This window comes from Woronichinia naegeliana WA131 (assembly GCA_025370055.1).
In the GTDB taxonomy this organism is placed as follows: Bacteria; Cyanobacteriota; Cyanobacteriia; order Cyanobacteriales; family Microcystaceae; genus Woronichinia; species Woronichinia naegeliana.
The window spans coordinates 5,419,663-5,435,141 of sequence record CP073041.1 but is presented as its reverse complement, the minus strand read 5'-3'; the positions used below and the strand labels follow the sequence as shown (position 1 = coordinate 5,435,141).

Below are 15,479 nucleotides of genomic sequence, written 5' to 3'. Positions count from 1 at the left end.
AGAGTGCAATTTTAGCCCACATTCCGCAGGTAAGTCAAGAGACAAAGTAGTACTTTTGACATGAAGAGCCAAGAAAGGAAAGAATATGTTTGTGTTTGGAGGTCAAATTAACGATAGTTTGAATGCCGTCAATCTCTAACCAACGGATAAACAGAAAAGACTGAAAGACCCAAAGCAGAGTGGGAATGGCGGTCGGTTTACCCAGGGTAATCGCATCTTATTTGTTACAAAAAATACAGACAAAAAGAGAGAAATATAGTGTAAAAAAGAAGCAGTCATCTAAGAGAAGAAAAGGCTATTATTTAAAAAAAGTAAGTGAGTGAGGTCAAAGATGGCAAAAGGCTTCGGCGCAAGAGTTCTAACCCCACAACAAGAAAAAGAAGTCAAAATTATCAAAAGAAGCATACTGAAACATTTTCAGTGCCTAAAAGAACCGAGAACAGGGAGAAGGCAAGACCATAACTTAACAGCAATTGTCACCATAGGAATATTGGCAGTATTGTCAGGGGCAGATGGCTTCGTAGCAATTGAAGCCTATGGCAAAGCCAAACGAGAATGGCTAGAAATGTTTCTAGAGTTACCAAAGGGAATTCCCTCTCACGATACCTTTGGAAGAGTATTTGGAATGTTGGAAACAGAAGAACTAGAAAAAAGTTTTCTGAGCTGGATAAGCAGTCTAACGGAGAAAATGGACATAGAGCTGATACAGATAGATGGAAAAACGAAAAGAGGTTCTTATGATAGGGAAAAAGGACTAAATGCGTTACACAGCATAAGTGCGTGGAGTAGTGAGCGGGGACTGATGTTAGCGCAAAAGAAAGTAGATAGTAAATCTAATGAAATAAAAGCAGTCCCCTTGTTACTGAAGTTACTTAACATCAAGGGGGCAGTAGTAACCCTAGATGCAATGGGAACGCAGACAGAAATCGCAAAACAAATAAAGCAAGGTGAAGGTGACTATGTATTGGCTCTCAAAGGAAATCAGGGCAAACTTAATAAACAAGTTAGGGATTGGTTTAAACAAGCGGTCGCTCAGAACTGGCAAGGAATTGAATACAGTTATACTGAACACGGTCACAAGTTGCGAATTTTAAAAATAAGAGATAATATAGTAAAAATAGAAAAAGTAGTCAAGAGGCTGAGAAATGATTAAGTTAGAATTTACGGAAGAAGACAAAAGACTGTTGTCTTACGGTCGGTTTAATCACCCGCATCCTAGAGTACAGCTAAAGATGGAAGTTTTATGGTTAAAAAGTCAGGGATTATCTCATCAAAAAATTGCTCAATTCGCAGGAGTTTCAGTAAATACGGTGACAAGCTATATCCGTGATTATCAAGAGGGCGGGATAGAAAAACTAAAAGAAATAAAATTTAATCGCCCGAAAAGTGAGTTAACAGAGCATCAAGGGACAATTGAGGCATATTTTGAGTCAAATCCACCAGCAACAATAAATGAAGCAGTAAAAAGAATAGAAGAATTAACGGGAATAAAAAGAAGTCCAACGCAAGTCAGAAAATTTTTAAAGTCAATAGGAATGAGGTGTCTAAAGGTGGGAACAATTGCATCAAAAGCAGATGTAGAAGCTCAGGATAGCTATAGAGAAAAAGAGCTAGAACCAAGGCTAGAAGAGGCAAAAGCAGGAAAAAGGGCAGTTTTCTTTGTAGATGCCTCTCATTTTGTAATGGGAGCATTTGTAAATTTTATATGGTGCTTCAAGAGGATTTTTATTAAGTCACCATCAGGGAGAAAACGTTTTAATGTGTTAGGAGCATTAAATGCAATTACCCATGAAGTAATTATGGTAACGAACAGTTCTTATATTACGGGAACTCAGGTTTGTGAACTCCTAGAAAAGATAGCAGAATTAGGACTATTAATACCGATTACGTTGGTATTAGACAATGCTCGTTATCAAAAATGCCGAATTGTGCAGGAGTTGGCAGAATTATTAGGAATAGAGTTACTGTACTTACCCCCTTATTCTCCTAACTTGAATTTAATTGAAAGACTGTGGAAGTTTGTGAAGAAGAAGTGTTTATACGCAAAATATTATGAAGATTTTACGCAGTTTTCTGCAGCAATTTCAGGATGTCTTGAGGATGCTAACGTAAAATATAAGGAGGAGCTTGATTCTTTGCTCACCTTACGATTTCAACGCTTTGATAAATCTCAGATTATGAACGTTTGAAGTATATCATGAGAAGACAGAAAAAGGACATTACCGTTTAGAAACTCGTCAAGTCTGGACAGTGTCAATCAATCAGCTTTCCGCATTGCATCGCCAAAATCAGTGGGTCGGTTTAGCAACTGTTGTGATGGTTAAAAGTAAAACTCAATTTGGTCATAAAACAACAGAGACGTTTCGCTATTATATTAGCAGTCTTCCTACGGATGCCGAACGTCATAGCCATGTGATTCGTTCTCACTGGAGTATTGAAAATAGTCTGCATTGGGTTTTAGATGTCACTTTTAATGAGGATGCGAGTCGAGTGCGTCAAGGTAATGCGGCTGATAATTTGGGCTTGCTCCGTCGTTTAAGTAGGGCTTGCTGAAAAAGTCAAAAAACGAAAGAAATGTGGGTTAGGGAAGTATGGACTGAAAAAGCATAGATAACTTATCCTTATGGAAACAAATCAAAATACAGATTTTGTTTAATCTATTGTTCCTTTCTGTCTAAAAAGGTCAACACAAATCACTCCTCACAAAAGAGAGGAAAATTAACACCATTTTTCACAAGAAAAACGACTCTACAACTTTTTACTTTTTGTCTTCTGAAGTAGAGTAGAAAGATTCATTACCAAAAAGTTCATCGCAATTACCGTTTCCGAGGTCTCAGGTAGTTTGGCCATCACTCGACCAAGACTAAATTTCCTCTTTCCCTGTCCGAATTTACCCTCAATGGCATTACGCACTCTTTCATCTGAGCGTGCCTCTTTCTTTTTTTCTTTGCTCACCTCTTTCGGCGGTCTTCCCAATCGGGGACCACTCATTCTTATATCCCTTTCTTTACAATAAGCTCGATTCGCTTTTGTTCGATAGATTTTATCCACATGAACCGATTCCGGATAACATCCTGTTTCCCTTTTATATTCTTCTATTCGCGCTTGTAAATCTCCCGATTCGTTGTAATTATCCCAACTTAATTTGTCTAAGAAGACAAAGCCATTCACATTACTTGCCGATATTTTAGCTCCAAACTCTACTGCTTTTCCCGCTTTTCCACGCACTATTGGACGCACGTGAGGTTGGCTTACACTCACAATTCTGTTTTCTACTTTATTTGTCTTTTTTTCATACATTTCTAACTGTTGCTCATACACTTTTCCTATCGTTACAAGCTCTTCTTGCTCTTTTTTCGTTAGTTTTTCTAACTTTGCTCCCTCTTCTATCATTTTTTCTATATCAGACAAGTTTCTTTTTATATATCCTAGTTGTTTTTTTGTTCCTTTTCTTCTTTCTTTTTTTGACACACGACGTTTTTTTGCTATGGCTAAGTACTCTTTTCTTGCCACTTCCCTATAAGTCCTCGGCTTTTCTTTCCTTTTCTCTTTTATTTCTTCATACAGCTTATCTATTATTTTTTCTGTTTTTTCTCTGGCATCATTCAATATTCCTATATCCGTTGGATATTTTATATCTGCTGGTGTACAAGTCGCATCTAACAATAACTTTCCTTCATTTTCTTTTTTTTCTGACGCTACACCCGTCGCTTTTTTTTCTATTTCTTTATTAATTTTATTTATTAATTCCATTCCTATTTTTTTACGAAAATGAACCATCATTGACGCATTAAATGCTTCTTTGCTACTATAGCTTTCCATTCCTATAAAGTACTGTAAATAAGGGTTCTCTTTTATTTGTTCTACTGTTTCTCTGTCACTTTTTCCTGAAATTTCTTTGATAATTAATGCTCCTAATGCCATTCTAAATGATTTGGCTGGGGCTCCTTTTTTTTCTGTGAAGTTTTTTGCATATTCTTCCTCATATTCTTCCCAAAGAATCATTTTTGACATTTCTATCCAACGATTTTCTTCGTCTAACTGCCCGCCGAACAGATTTTTCAAGTTTTCTGGTGTTTCAATTGAGTACTGTTGCTTTCGGTACATCTGCTTTCTCTCTTCTTAATGCAATGGTTTTGAGGCATTCTACCCTATTTTCGTGCATTCTAGCGGTTCTTAATTCGCCTACTATTTTTCTCCGTAAAGGTTTCAGCTTTTTTCAGCAAGCCCTAATTAGGGCTTGCTGAAAAAGTCAAAAAACGAAAGAAATGTGGGTTAGGGAAGTATGGACTGAAAAAGCATAGATAACTTATCCTTATGGAAACAAATCAAAATACAGATTTTGTTTAATCTATTGTTCCTTTCTGTCTAAAAAGGTCAACACAAATCACTCCTCACAAAAGAGAGGAAAATTAACACCATTTTTCACAAGAGAAACGACTCTACAACTTTTTACTTTTTGTCTTCTGAAGTAGAGTAGAAAGATTCATTACCAAAAAGTTCATCGCAATTACCGTTTCCGAGGTCTCAGGTAGTTTGGCCATCACTCGACCAAGACTAAATTTCCTCTTTCCCTGTCCGAATTTACCCTCAATGGCATTACGCACTCTTTCATCTGAGCGTGCCTCTTTCTTTTTTTCTTTGCTCACCTCTTTCGGCGGTCTTCCCAATCGGGGACCACTCATTCTTATATCCCTTTCTTTACAATAAGCTCGATTCGCTTTTGTTCGATAGATTTTATCCACATGAACCGATTCCGGATAACATCCTGTTTCCCTTTTATATTCTTCTATTCGCGCTTGTAAATCTCCCGATTCGTTGTAATTATCCCAACTTAATTTGTCTAAGAAGACAAAGCCATTCACATTACTTGCCGATATTTTAGCTCCAAACTCTACTGCTTTTCCCGCTTTTCCACGCACTATTGGACGCACGTGAGGTTGGCTTACACTCACAATTCTGTTTTCTACTTTATTTGTCTTTTTTTCATACATTTCTAACTGTTGCTCATACACTTTTCCTATCGTTACAAGCTCTTCTTGCTCTTTTTTCGTTAGTTTTTCTAACTTTGCTCCCTCTTCTATCATTTTTGGCTCTTCCCCCAACTGTGTGGAAAGTGTATAATAGTAATACCACAGTAGGAGGTGGAGTATGTGGATAAACTTGGATGAGCTACTAGGATTGCCAAAGGTAACAGTCGTAAACTATCGAGAAATAGATGGTGCTTTGTTCTTAAAATTAAAAATGAAAAACGAAGTAATAGAATGTCCAAATTGTCATAAAGAATTGGAAGATATAAATCAAATAGAATATAATTTGGTTCGGGATTTATCCCTATTGGGAAAGAAAGTATATCTGGAAGTGCCCCGCCGCCAGTTCCATTGTGAAAAATGTCAGAAATACATAACAGAAAGACTGGACTTTATGCGGCTAAGAAAACATTATACAATTCGTTATGAAGAAAAGATTTATGAGCAAGTAAAAAAGAAAAATGTAGAAGAGGTAAGGCAAGAAGAAGAAATAAGTTGGGGAACATTGGAATCAATATTTGAAGAGTATGCAAAGCAGGCAGAAAAGAAGGAATGGGAATTACCAGAAAAGATAAGTTTAGACGAATTTAGTAATAGAAAAGGAAAAAAAGACTTTATTACAACAGTGATAGATATAAATAAAAAGGAATTGTTAGAAGTAATAAAAGGACACAAAAAAGAAGAGATAATAGAAGCCCTAAAGGTGCAGCCAGCAAGGGTTAGAGAGAATGTAAAGGAAGTAAGTGTGGATATGTGGGAGGGATTTACGTCAGCAATAAAGGAGTTATTTGTAAATGCTAAAATCGTCTATGATAGATTTCATGTAATGAAAAATATAAATGAAGAATTGAATAAATTGAGAAAGAAAATGAATATCCATAAAAAGGGTTTAACATACCTATTATGGAAAAATAAAGAAGAGTTAAAAAAAGAAAAAAGAGAAGAGTTAGAAGAGATATTGAAAATGTATCCTTGTTTAGGAATAGCGTATGAAATGAAGGAAGAGATTAGAGATATTTATGAGCATTCAAGAACGACAAATGGTGCAAGGAGAAAATTTGAAAAATGGATGAGAACAGCGTGCCTATTCTATAAAAAAAGTGTGGGTATGCTGAAAACTCATTTGACAGGTATATGCAATTATTTTGAAAACCATACAACTAATGGATTAACGGAAGGGATGAATACAAAAATTAAATTAATAAAAAGGAAAAGTTATGGATTTGCTAATTTTGAGCATCTACGGCTTAAATTGTTAGCTTGCTTTAACTCGTAACATAACATTACACACAGACAAGGGGAGAGCCCATTTTCTCTATATGAGACAAGTTTCTTTTTATATATCCTAGTTGTTTTTTTGTTCCTTTTCTTCTTTCTTTTTTTGACACACGACGTTTTTTTGCTATGGCTAAGTACTCTTTTCTTGCCACTTCCCTATAAGTCCTCGGCTTTTCTTTCCTTTTCTCTTTTATTTCTTCATACAGCTTATCTATTATTTTTTCTGTTTTTTCTCTGGCATCATTCAATATTCCTATATCCGTTGGATATTTTATATCTGCTGGTGTACAAGTCGCATCTAACAATAACTTTCCTTCATTTTCTTTTTTTTCTGACGCTACACCCGTCGCTTTTTTTCTATTTCTTTATTAATTTTATTTATTAATTCCATTCCTATTTTTTTACGAAAATGAACCATCATTGACGCATTAAATGCTTCTTTGCTACTATAGCTTTCCATTCCTATAAAGTACTGTAAATAAGGGTTCTCTTTTATTTGTTCTACTGTTTCTCTGTCACTTTTTCCTGAAATTTCTTTGATAATTAATGCTCCTAATGCCATTCTAAATGATTTGGCTGGGGCTCCTTTTTTTTCTGTGAAGTTTTTTGCATATTCTTCCTCATATTCTTCCCAGGGAATCATTTTTGACATTTCTATCCAACGATTTTCTTCGTCTAACTGCCCGCCGAACAGATTTTTCAAGTTTTCTGGTGTTTCAATTGAGTACTGTTGCTTTCGGTCTAAGTACAGGACAAAAGGCTTGAAAAGTATACGAGAAAGGGGTTTCATGGAAGATGAACGTAATGTAAGAAAACCCATGAACCAATATAACGCATTGAAACAAGCCCTAAAACCCCATTTGGGATGGCATGGTGCCAGACTCTCCTTCCTAGCCTTGTTCTTACTCGCCCTCCTCAAAGTGAAAACGGTTAACCTTAAAGAATTGGCTCTGGGTTTTGAAGGTCGGGCATTGGTGGATTCTCATTACAAACGCTTACAACGCTTTTTCTCAGGATTTGAGCTGGATTACCATCACATTGCCCGTATTGTAGTCAGTTGGCTGGATATCCCTCAACCTTGGGTATTAAGTATTGACCGCACAACCTGGGAGTTTGGCAGTCATGGTTATAATATCCTCACTGTCGGCATTGTCCATGAAGGAGTAGCCATTCCCATCTTGTGGTGGATGCTTAGCAAGAAAAAGGGCAATTCTAACAGTGATGAACGAATGCGTTTTATCGAGGAGATGCTCAAGATTTTTCCCACCGCCCTGATTCGTTGTTTATGTGGCGACCGTGAGTTTATTGGTCAGGCTTGGCTTCGCTATCTTCTGCTCGAACCGCTACTGGCTTTCTGTCTGAGAATTCGGGCTACGGACAAGATTGAGCACAATGGCAAGCTTTTGGCCGCCAAAGTCATTTTTGCCCATCTTGCAAAAGAGTGAATCTCAACGTCTTCAAGGGAGTTGTCGGGTTTGGGGATATCCTGTTTCTGTAGAGGCTCTTCGCTTGCCTGATAATTCTCTACTCATCGTCATTGGACATCCCGATTCCCAAGGTCTTATTCACGATTATGCCCTGCGTTGGGGCATTGAAACCCTTTTTGGCATCTTTAAGACTCGTGGCTTTTGCTTGGAATCTACTCACTTTACTGACCCCAAGCGTCTTCGTAAGCTTTTGGCTTTACTGACTTTAGCTTTGGCTTGGTCTCTCAAAACTGGTCTAGCAATTCATCATCTTCATCCCATTCCCCTCAAGAAACATGGTCGCCTAGCGCAGAGTCTTTTTCGTCTTGGTTTTGACCATCTTCGTCATCTTGTTCTTAATCCTTCTCTACCCAATTTTTCTCTTTTTCTCGACTCCCTACATTTTTTGTCCTGTACTTAGGCTTTCGGTACATCTGCTTTCTCTCTTCTTAATGCAATGGTTTTGAGGCATTCTACCCTATTTTCGTGCATTCTAGCGGTTCTTAATTCGCCTACTATTTTTCTCCGTAAAGGTTTCAGCTTTTTTCAGCAAGCCCTAATTATGGTAACGAACAGTTCTTATATTACGGGAACTCAGGTTTGTGAACTCCTAGAAAAGATAGCAGAATTAGGACTATTAATACCGATTACGTTGGTATTAGACAATGCTCGTTATCAAAAATGCCGAATTGTGCAGGAGTTGGCAGAATCATTAGGAATAGAGTTACTGTACTTACCTCCTTATTCTCCTAACTTGAATTTAATTGAAAGACTGTGGAAGTTTGTGAAGAAGAAGTGTTTATACGCAAAATATTATGAAGATTTTACGCAGTTTTCTGCAGCAATTTCAGGATGTCTTGAAGATGCTAACGTAAAATATAAGGAGGAGCTTGATTCTTTGCTCACCTTACGATTTCAACGCTTTGATAAAGGGTGTGACCTTTAGTTGATGAAGGAAAAGAAAAGTGTTAACATGAGATGAAAAGTGACAAAGAGGAAACAATGATGACAGCAAAACTAATTAATGTAGAGGGTTCAAAGATAAAAATAGAACTAACATTAGAACTCAGTCGTTCAATGTTGGATACAGAAATAAATATTCAAAAAGGCTTAAACGAAGTAGGTTGCATCGCCAGCAAAGAAGCCTTGAAATATTTAGATACAGATGGTTCACCCTTAAAAATCGGTGAAGAAATCTGGAAGAGTAAGGGAGAGCAACCGAAAGAATATCAAACACCTTATGGTGAGGTTATAGTGAATCGTCATGTATATCAGCGTTCACCTTTGAGGAAAAACGTATTGCCCCTTAGAAAGAGAAGCAAGGATAATCATAACATCAACGCCATTATTGGCAAAACAGGTATCCTCAAAAATGTCAGGGATGGCAGGCAAAGAGGTGAAAAATGATTTATTAGAAAATCATGGTAGAAAAGTAGCGCTATCCTATATCCAAAGATTGAGTGAAGCAGTAGGAAGTGTGGTACAAGCAAAAGAAGAAGCGTGGAGTTATGCCCCGCCCAAGGAGGATAGCCAAATTGCAACAGTGGGAATAGGATTAGATGGAACCTGTATGCTGATGTGTGAGGATGGCTACCGTGAAGCAATGGTGGGAACCGTTTCCCTATACGATAGTGAAGGCGAACGTCAACATACAATCTATCTAGGTGCGGCACCAGAGTATGGAAAAAAGAGTTTTCTAGAAAGATTGGAAAGAGAAATTGAGCGAGCGAAAAACCGTTATCCAGAGGCAACATTGGTCGGGATAGCAGACGGGGCAGAATCAAATTGGAAGTTTTTAGAAAAGCAAACGGAAGAACAGATATTAGATTTCTATCATGCCTCTGGTTACTTAGGTGCCTTGGCAGAAGCGTTGCATCCGAATACCGTGTCAAAACAAAAAGAATGGTTGACTGAAAATTGTCGAGAACTCAAGCATGAAAAAGGAAAAGCAGGAGAACTGCTAAATCTGATGAAAGAAGTCAAAGAAGAAAAAAGTCATTCTAAGAATCTTACCGAGAAACTACAAGCGGCGATTACTTATTACGAGAATCATCAGCATCAAATGGATTATGCTGAATACATAGAGAAAAAGTATCCGATTGGTTCAGGTGTTACGGAAGCAGCTTGTAAGACGTTGGTCAAACAACGATTATGTTGTTCAGGGATGCGATGGAAGGAAAAAGGAGCAGGAATTATTTTGAGCCTACGAGCTTTGGTATTGACCAAGGAACGATGGAGTCAATTTTGGGCAAAACTTGATCAATATGGGTTCCCTGTAGAACCCTGATTACAACAGCTTTTATCAACTAAAGGTCGCACCCTTGATAAATCTCAGATTATGAACGTTTGAAGTATAGCAATGGATGGGACAAATTACTACAGTTCGGAAGGGTGCGACCTTTAGTTGATAAAAGCTGTTGTAATCAGGGTTCTACAGGGAACCCATATTGATCAAGTTTTGCCCAAAATTGACTCCATCGTTCCTTGGTCAATACCAAAGCTCGTAGGCTCAAAATAATTCCTGCTCCTTTTTCCTTCCATCGCATCCCTGAACAACATAATCGTTGTTTGACCAACGTCTTACAAGCTGCTTCCATAACACCTGAACCAATCGGATACTTTTTCTCTATGTATTCAGCATAATCCATTTGATGCTGATGATTCTCGTAATAAGTAATCGCCGCTTGTAGTTTCTCGGTAAGATTCTTAGAATGACTTTTTTCTTCTTTGACTTCTTTCATCAGATTTAGCAGTTCTCCTGCTTTTCCTTTTTCATGCTTGAGTTCTCGACAATTTTCAGTCAACCATTCTTTTTGTTTTGACACGGTATTCGGATGCAACGCTTCTGCCAAGGCACCTAAGTAACCAGAGGCATGATAGAAATCTAATATCTGTTCTTCCGTTTGCTTTTCTAAAAACTTCCAATTTGATTCTGCCCCGTCTGCTATCCCGACCAATGTTGCCTCTGGATAACGGTTTTTCGCTCGCTCAATTTCTCTTTCTAATCTTTCTAGAAAACTCTTTTTTCCATACTCTGGTGCCGCACCTAGATAGATTGTAGGTTGACGTTCGCCTTCACTATCGTATAGGGAAACGGTTCCCACCATTGCTTCACGGTAGCCATCCTCACACATCAGCATACAGGTTCCATCTAATCCTATTCCCACTGTTGCAATTTGGCTATCCTCCTTGGGCGGGGCATAACTCCACGCTTCTTCTTTTGCCTGTACCACACTTCCTACTGCTTCACTCAATCTTTGGATATAGGATAGCGCTACTTTTCTACCATGATTTTCTAATAAATCATTTTTCACCTCTTTGCCTGCCATCCCTGACATTTTTGAGGATACCTGTTTTGCCAATAATGGCGTTGATGTTATGATTATCCTTGCTTCTCTTTCTAAGGGGCAATACGTTTTTCCTCAAAGGTGAACGCTGATATACATGACGATTCACTATAACCTCACCATAAGGTGTTTGATATTCTTTCGGTTGCTCTCCCTTACTCTTCCAGATTTCTTCACCGATTTTTAAGGGTGAACCATCTGTATCTAAATATTTCAAGGCTTCTTTGCTGGCGATGCAACCTACTTCGTTTAAGCCTTTTTGAATATTTATTTCTGTATCCAACATTGAACGACTGAGTTCTAATGTTAGTTCTATTTTTATCTTTGAACCCTCTACATTAATTAGTTTTGCTGTCATCATTGTTTCCTCTTTGTCACTTTTCATCCCATGTTAACACTTTTCTTTTCCTTCATCAACTAAAGGTCACACCCGTTCGGAAAAAGTAAATTGTCCATGCTGTTCAACCAAAACGTCAAAACAGGGAAAAGTCACCTACTTCCATCAGGCATTATTGCCCGTGATTGTTTCCCCAGACCATGAATCAGTTTTTTCCTTACCCCCTGAATTTATCACCCCTCAAGACGGGTCTGAAAAGCAAGATTGTGAGCAAAATGCGGCGAAACGTTGGATAAGTAACCATGCTAGTTTGTTTGCGGGACAGAAGATAACTCTGCTAGGGGATGACTTGTACAGTCGTCAGCCCACTTGTCAGCACTGTCTCGACCACGATTTCAACTTTATCTTCGTCTGTTTACCGACTTCTCATCCCACACTCTATGAATGGTTAAACTATTTAGAAGCTAATGGAGAAGTCAAAACCACTCAACACCGACGTTGGAATGGGAAGTATTTCGAGATTTGGCACTGCCGTTATCTCAATCAGATTCCCCTGCGAGACCAACAGCCTGCTTTGTTGGTTAACTGGTGTGAGCTAAAAATCCACCGCGAATCCGATGCTCAACTTCTTTATCACAATAGTTGGATTACCAATCATTTTCTCACCCCTTACATCGTTCTTGATGTCTGTCGTGCTGGACGGACTCGTTGGCGTACTGAGAACGAGAATCACAATATTCTCAAAAATCGAGGCTATCACTTAGAGCATAATTTTGGGCATGGTAAACAACACCTCGCCTCTGTTTTGCTTACCCTGAATTTGCTGGCTTTTCTCTTGCACACGGTTTTAGGTTTGGTTGATGAACGTTACCAGAGAATTCGCGTCCAACGCGGCACTCGTAAGGGATTCTTTCAAGATATTCTCTCTTTGACCAAATATCTGTTCTTTGAAAGCTGGCATCATCTTTTAGATTTTATGCTTGATGACTCAGTTTCTCTCGCTGTCTCGAATTCTTCCTAGTTGATTAATTGGCAATTTTCATAGCAAAACCCTTGCCAGTAAATACATCGAGCCTTTTGTATCTTTGACTACATTCTGAATTTGGAATTGCTGTTCTGAGGTCCAGGGCAAACGCATCTTATCCGAGTAAAACCTTAAGGAGATAGTCCTCGTCCCAACCAGCGCGTAGCCGTTTATTCTTGATACCAAGTTTCAGAGTATTTTCCTTTGTGAGCAAGTTAAGAGCGATATGGCGTAAGACGGCTAAATTCTCAGGAGCAAAATCCTTACGAATGCGACAAGCATCCTCGTTGAAGGCCAAGTCTAGAACCCAATGTAAAGAGTTTTCTATCAACCAATGACTACGAACAGATTGGGATAATTTTTGAGCATTACTCGGCAGGCTACTGATATAGTAGCGAGTCTCATACTCTGTTTTGTCTTTCAATCGTCTCTCCGCTTTAATCATACAGATGCTCGTCAACTTTGCCCATTTCTCCCCACCCAGCAAAAATTCTGTTTGTTCCATCGTCCAGCAACGGCGAATTTCAATCCGTCCATGTCCCTTGTCTATTGTTTGATGAAAATCATGCTTAATTCCCACAAAATTAACCGATTGAGCATGAGCAAATAATTGTTCAACATCCTCACATAAATTACCTTGATTGCCTTTCAATGCCAAAACATAATCTCCCCCTCGCCCTACTATCTGTTGGGCAATCTTTGTCTGAGTTCCCATGGCATCAATCGTTACGATACAACCTTTGACCTCTAGCATTTTCAGGAGTTTAGGAATCGCCGTGATTTCATTCGATTTGCTTTCCACCTTGCACTGTCCTAGTACTAGACGATTTGCTGTTGCCCATGCACTTACCATCTGAATTGCGCCCTTTCCGTTGGCATTGTCATAGGAGTGGCGAAGGGTTTTGCCGTCAATCGCTATCACTTCTCCTTCACTTACCTCCGCTATACTTTTGACCCAATGCAGAAAACAGTCTTGAAATTGCTCTGGATTCAGACTAGCAAATACACGCGCAAACGTATCGTCGGAGGGGATGCCATTCGGCAATTCCAAAATTTTTTTTAGCCATTGATGTTTCTGACTTTTCCCGTTAAGTGCGGATTGCAAGCTGCCAGCCTTGGCAAAGGTCATGCAACTTCAACCAACCGCGCCAAAGGACTTGGATACCGAGAGGAGTTTTACGACGATGTTCAAGATAACCACCAAGAAAAGCAACAGACTCGACAGCCCAAGCAACAGTCAAAATAGGGGGAAGTTTTTGAGAGGCGGCTGCTTTTAACACCTGAAGTTGAAGAGGATTAAGAATTTCAATCGCGAGAGCATCGGGCTGGGTACGATGAAGATAAGTAACGTGTAAAAGTTCAACAGCAATGACACTTAAAAAACCCAAAAGAGTTTTCATTCCATCAGAGGCAAGTCGATAACGCTCACTCTGACAACCAGACTTAAGGACTTTATGAAATTCTTCAACCCGCCATCGGTAGGTGTACCAACGAAGAATAGTGACAGCCATCTCAATAGTCTCAACAACTTCTGTAGTCAGAAGCATCCAAGATAAAGGAGTTTCGCCTTCGGGACAATCGATTTCTGTCGCATAAACAGCATAGACATTCAACGGGTCACGATTATCAAAACGATAGGGAGTTCGTAGATTAACTGAGCAAAATCGGACGGCAAGCTTAACCTTCCGTGCTTTTCTTTTTCCTGTACTCGGAATCTCGATTTCTTGATGAAAACGAATCGGTTCTGATTCCAAATGTTGCCAAAGTCGTTCACTATTTTTGTCTAAACTACGATTATGAGACGCTCTGACCAGCACTCCTGTATGCTTGAGTTGACGCACTGAGTCAAAGACTTCTGAAACATCTCCTTCTCTGTCAAATACATGAATTACCCTCGTTGAACTTTCTACCTGTTTCTCACAGGTGTTTAGAGCCTCTACCCATTTGTAGGATTCTTTTTCCTCAAATGGTCTTTGACGAGCTGCTTTTCTTTGTTCTTTCTGTCTTTCTTTTTTCTGCTTCGCCGTTTCATCTGTTGGGGGCTTTTCTTTTACCTCCCTATTCCACAGTTTTTGCCATAATAAACCTAATACTTGTCCTTTTTCTGGCTCAATTGCTAAAGCACTATGCAGTATTAATCCATTCCCTCCTTTTCCAGTCGGCCCATACCCTTCCCTTTTTTCCTTGATATTGCGATAATCTAAGAAGGTCGTATCTCCGACTGATAGCATTATCTTATATTCTTCTACGGCGGCAGTTGTCATTTCACAGTGCGGCTCTATTATCTTGACAAAGTCTGTTTTCGGATTCCCAAAAATTCATAGGCCCTCTTTAACTCGTTTCCTCCCTTAAACACTTCTGATAAGGCTTTTCCAAACCCCTCACTTAACTTTTTCCCAATCGAGAAGGCACGATTGTTTAGCCTCTCGTCTCCCAATTCACAACTGGCAAAGTTTTTTGTCCACCATTCCAACATTTTTTGACCTGCCCTTTAAGATTTTCTCCATTTTACAGTCTCATACTCCCTTCATCCTTTGTTTTTGAAATTTGAACGATAAGCGGGATGATGGCTTCAGAATATTTTTTTCCTGTCAAGAGAATCATTACTCAAACCCTTGCCAGATAAAGCCTCTAGAAGTTTGCATTGCTGGATTTTGGACTTAACGGGAAAAGTCAGATTGATGTTTAGCCTTGCCGAAACTTTCCATGGCTACCCAACCTTCTGCTCCACAAATGACGGCTAAGATGGCAATCGTTAGAATATCAATGAGTTTATGCCGTTTTGTTCGTTCGATGCGAGGGTCATCTATTTCGGCAAAGTGTTCTACCAGTCTATATTTGGGTCGGAGTTTCATCGCTTTTGTTTTCTATGCACTTTCCCTTATTTTCCCTTATCCATCCCTCTATAATGTTCTTGTATCTGTATCATTTTTAGATGCGTTCGCCCTGTGTCATCAATCAGCAATTCCAAATTCAAACAGTAACATAAGATACAGA

At 38.9% G+C, this 15,479-nt stretch carries 7 protein-coding genes and 9 pseudogenes; 8 read left to right on the top strand and 8 right to left on the bottom strand.

Annotated features, from left to right (window positions below; translation table 11 throughout):
- Positions 1-331 precede the first annotated feature (331 nt).
- The 3 genes from KA717_27315 (at position 332) to KA717_27305 (ending at position 2,553) form a co-directional block, all read left to right on the top strand.
- Positions 332-1,153 (top strand): ISAs1 family transposase, encoded by an 822-nt coding sequence (locus KA717_27315; GenBank protein ID UXE59481.1) that lies wholly within the window; start codon positions 332-334, stop codon positions 1,151-1,153.
- Entirely contained in the window at positions 1,146-2,189 is a 1,044-nt protein-coding gene (locus tag KA717_27310) for an IS630 family transposase (GenBank protein UXE59480.1), read from the top strand. Before KA717_27315 ends, KA717_27310 begins: the two co-directional genes overlap by 8 nt.
- Positions 2,190-2,250: 61 nt before the next feature.
- Positions 2,251-2,553, top strand: coding sequence for an ISAs1 family transposase (locus tag KA717_27305; protein ID UXE59479.1), 303 nt, complete (start codon positions 2,251-2,253; stop codon positions 2,551-2,553).
- A 216-nt stretch (positions 2,554-2,769) separates the two neighbouring features.
- On the opposite strand, the pseudogene KA717_27300 reads toward KA717_27305, so the two are convergent.
- A pseudogene (locus tag KA717_27300) lies at positions 2,770-4,107 on the bottom strand (IS5 family transposase).
- A 335-nt stretch (positions 4,108-4,442) separates the two neighbouring features.
- A pseudogene (locus tag KA717_27295) lies at positions 4,443-5,087 on the bottom strand (transposase).
- Positions 5,088-5,151: 64 nt separating this feature from the next.
- Between KA717_27295 and KA717_27290 the strand changes: the two are divergent.
- Positions 5,152-6,306, top strand: coding sequence for an ISL3 family transposase (locus KA717_27290; protein ID UXE59478.1), 1,155 nt, complete (start codon positions 5,152-5,154; stop codon positions 6,304-6,306).
- Positions 6,307-6,337: 31 nt separating this feature from the next.
- Here the strand turns inward: KA717_27290 and KA717_27285 are convergent.
- Positions 6,338-7,098 (bottom strand): annotated as a pseudogene (locus tag KA717_27285) (transposase).
- 28 nt (positions 7,099-7,126) lie between these two features.
- Here KA717_27285 and KA717_27280 point away from each other — a divergent pair.
- The 3 pseudogenes from KA717_27280 (at position 7,127) to KA717_27270 (ending at position 10,061) form a co-directional block, all read left to right on the top strand.
- Positions 7,127-8,195, top strand: a pseudogene (locus KA717_27280) (IS4 family transposase).
- 135 nt (positions 8,196-8,330) lie between these two features.
- Positions 8,331-8,720 (top strand): annotated as a pseudogene (locus KA717_27275) (transposase).
- Positions 8,721-8,779: 59 nt separating this feature from the next.
- Positions 8,780-10,061, top strand: a pseudogene (locus KA717_27270) (ISKra4 family transposase).
- A 136-nt stretch (positions 10,062-10,197) separates the two neighbouring features.
- Here the strand turns inward: KA717_27270 and KA717_27265 are convergent.
- Positions 10,198-11,479: pseudogene (locus tag KA717_27265) on the bottom strand (ISKra4 family transposase).
- 154 nt (positions 11,480-11,633) lie between these two features.
- On the opposite strand from KA717_27265, the gene KA717_27260 reads away from it, so the two are divergent.
- Positions 11,634-12,479 (top strand): hypothetical protein, encoded by an 846-nt coding sequence (locus tag KA717_27260; protein UXE59477.1) that lies wholly within the window; start codon positions 11,634-11,636, stop codon positions 12,477-12,479.
- Between the two features lie 118 nt (positions 12,480-12,597).
- On the opposite strand, the pseudogene KA717_27255 reads toward KA717_27260, so the two are convergent.
- From KA717_27255 to KA717_27240, 4 genes and pseudogenes are all read right to left on the bottom strand, one after another.
- Positions 12,598-13,566, bottom strand: a pseudogene (locus KA717_27255) (ISAs1 family transposase).
- A gap of 4 nt (positions 13,567-13,570) precedes the next feature.
- Positions 13,571-14,746, bottom strand: coding sequence for an IS4 family transposase (locus KA717_27250; protein ID UXE59476.1), 1,176 nt, complete (start codon positions 14,744-14,746; stop codon positions 13,571-13,573).
- A gap of 17 nt (positions 14,747-14,763) precedes the next feature.
- Complete coding sequence (locus tag KA717_27245) at positions 14,764-14,958, bottom strand: transposase (GenBank protein UXE59475.1); 195 nt, start codon at positions 14,956-14,958, stop codon at positions 14,764-14,766.
- A gap of 214 nt (positions 14,959-15,172) precedes the next feature.
- A pseudogene (locus KA717_27240) lies at positions 15,173-15,337 on the bottom strand (transposase family protein).
- Between the last annotated feature and the right edge of the window lie 142 nt (positions 15,338-15,479).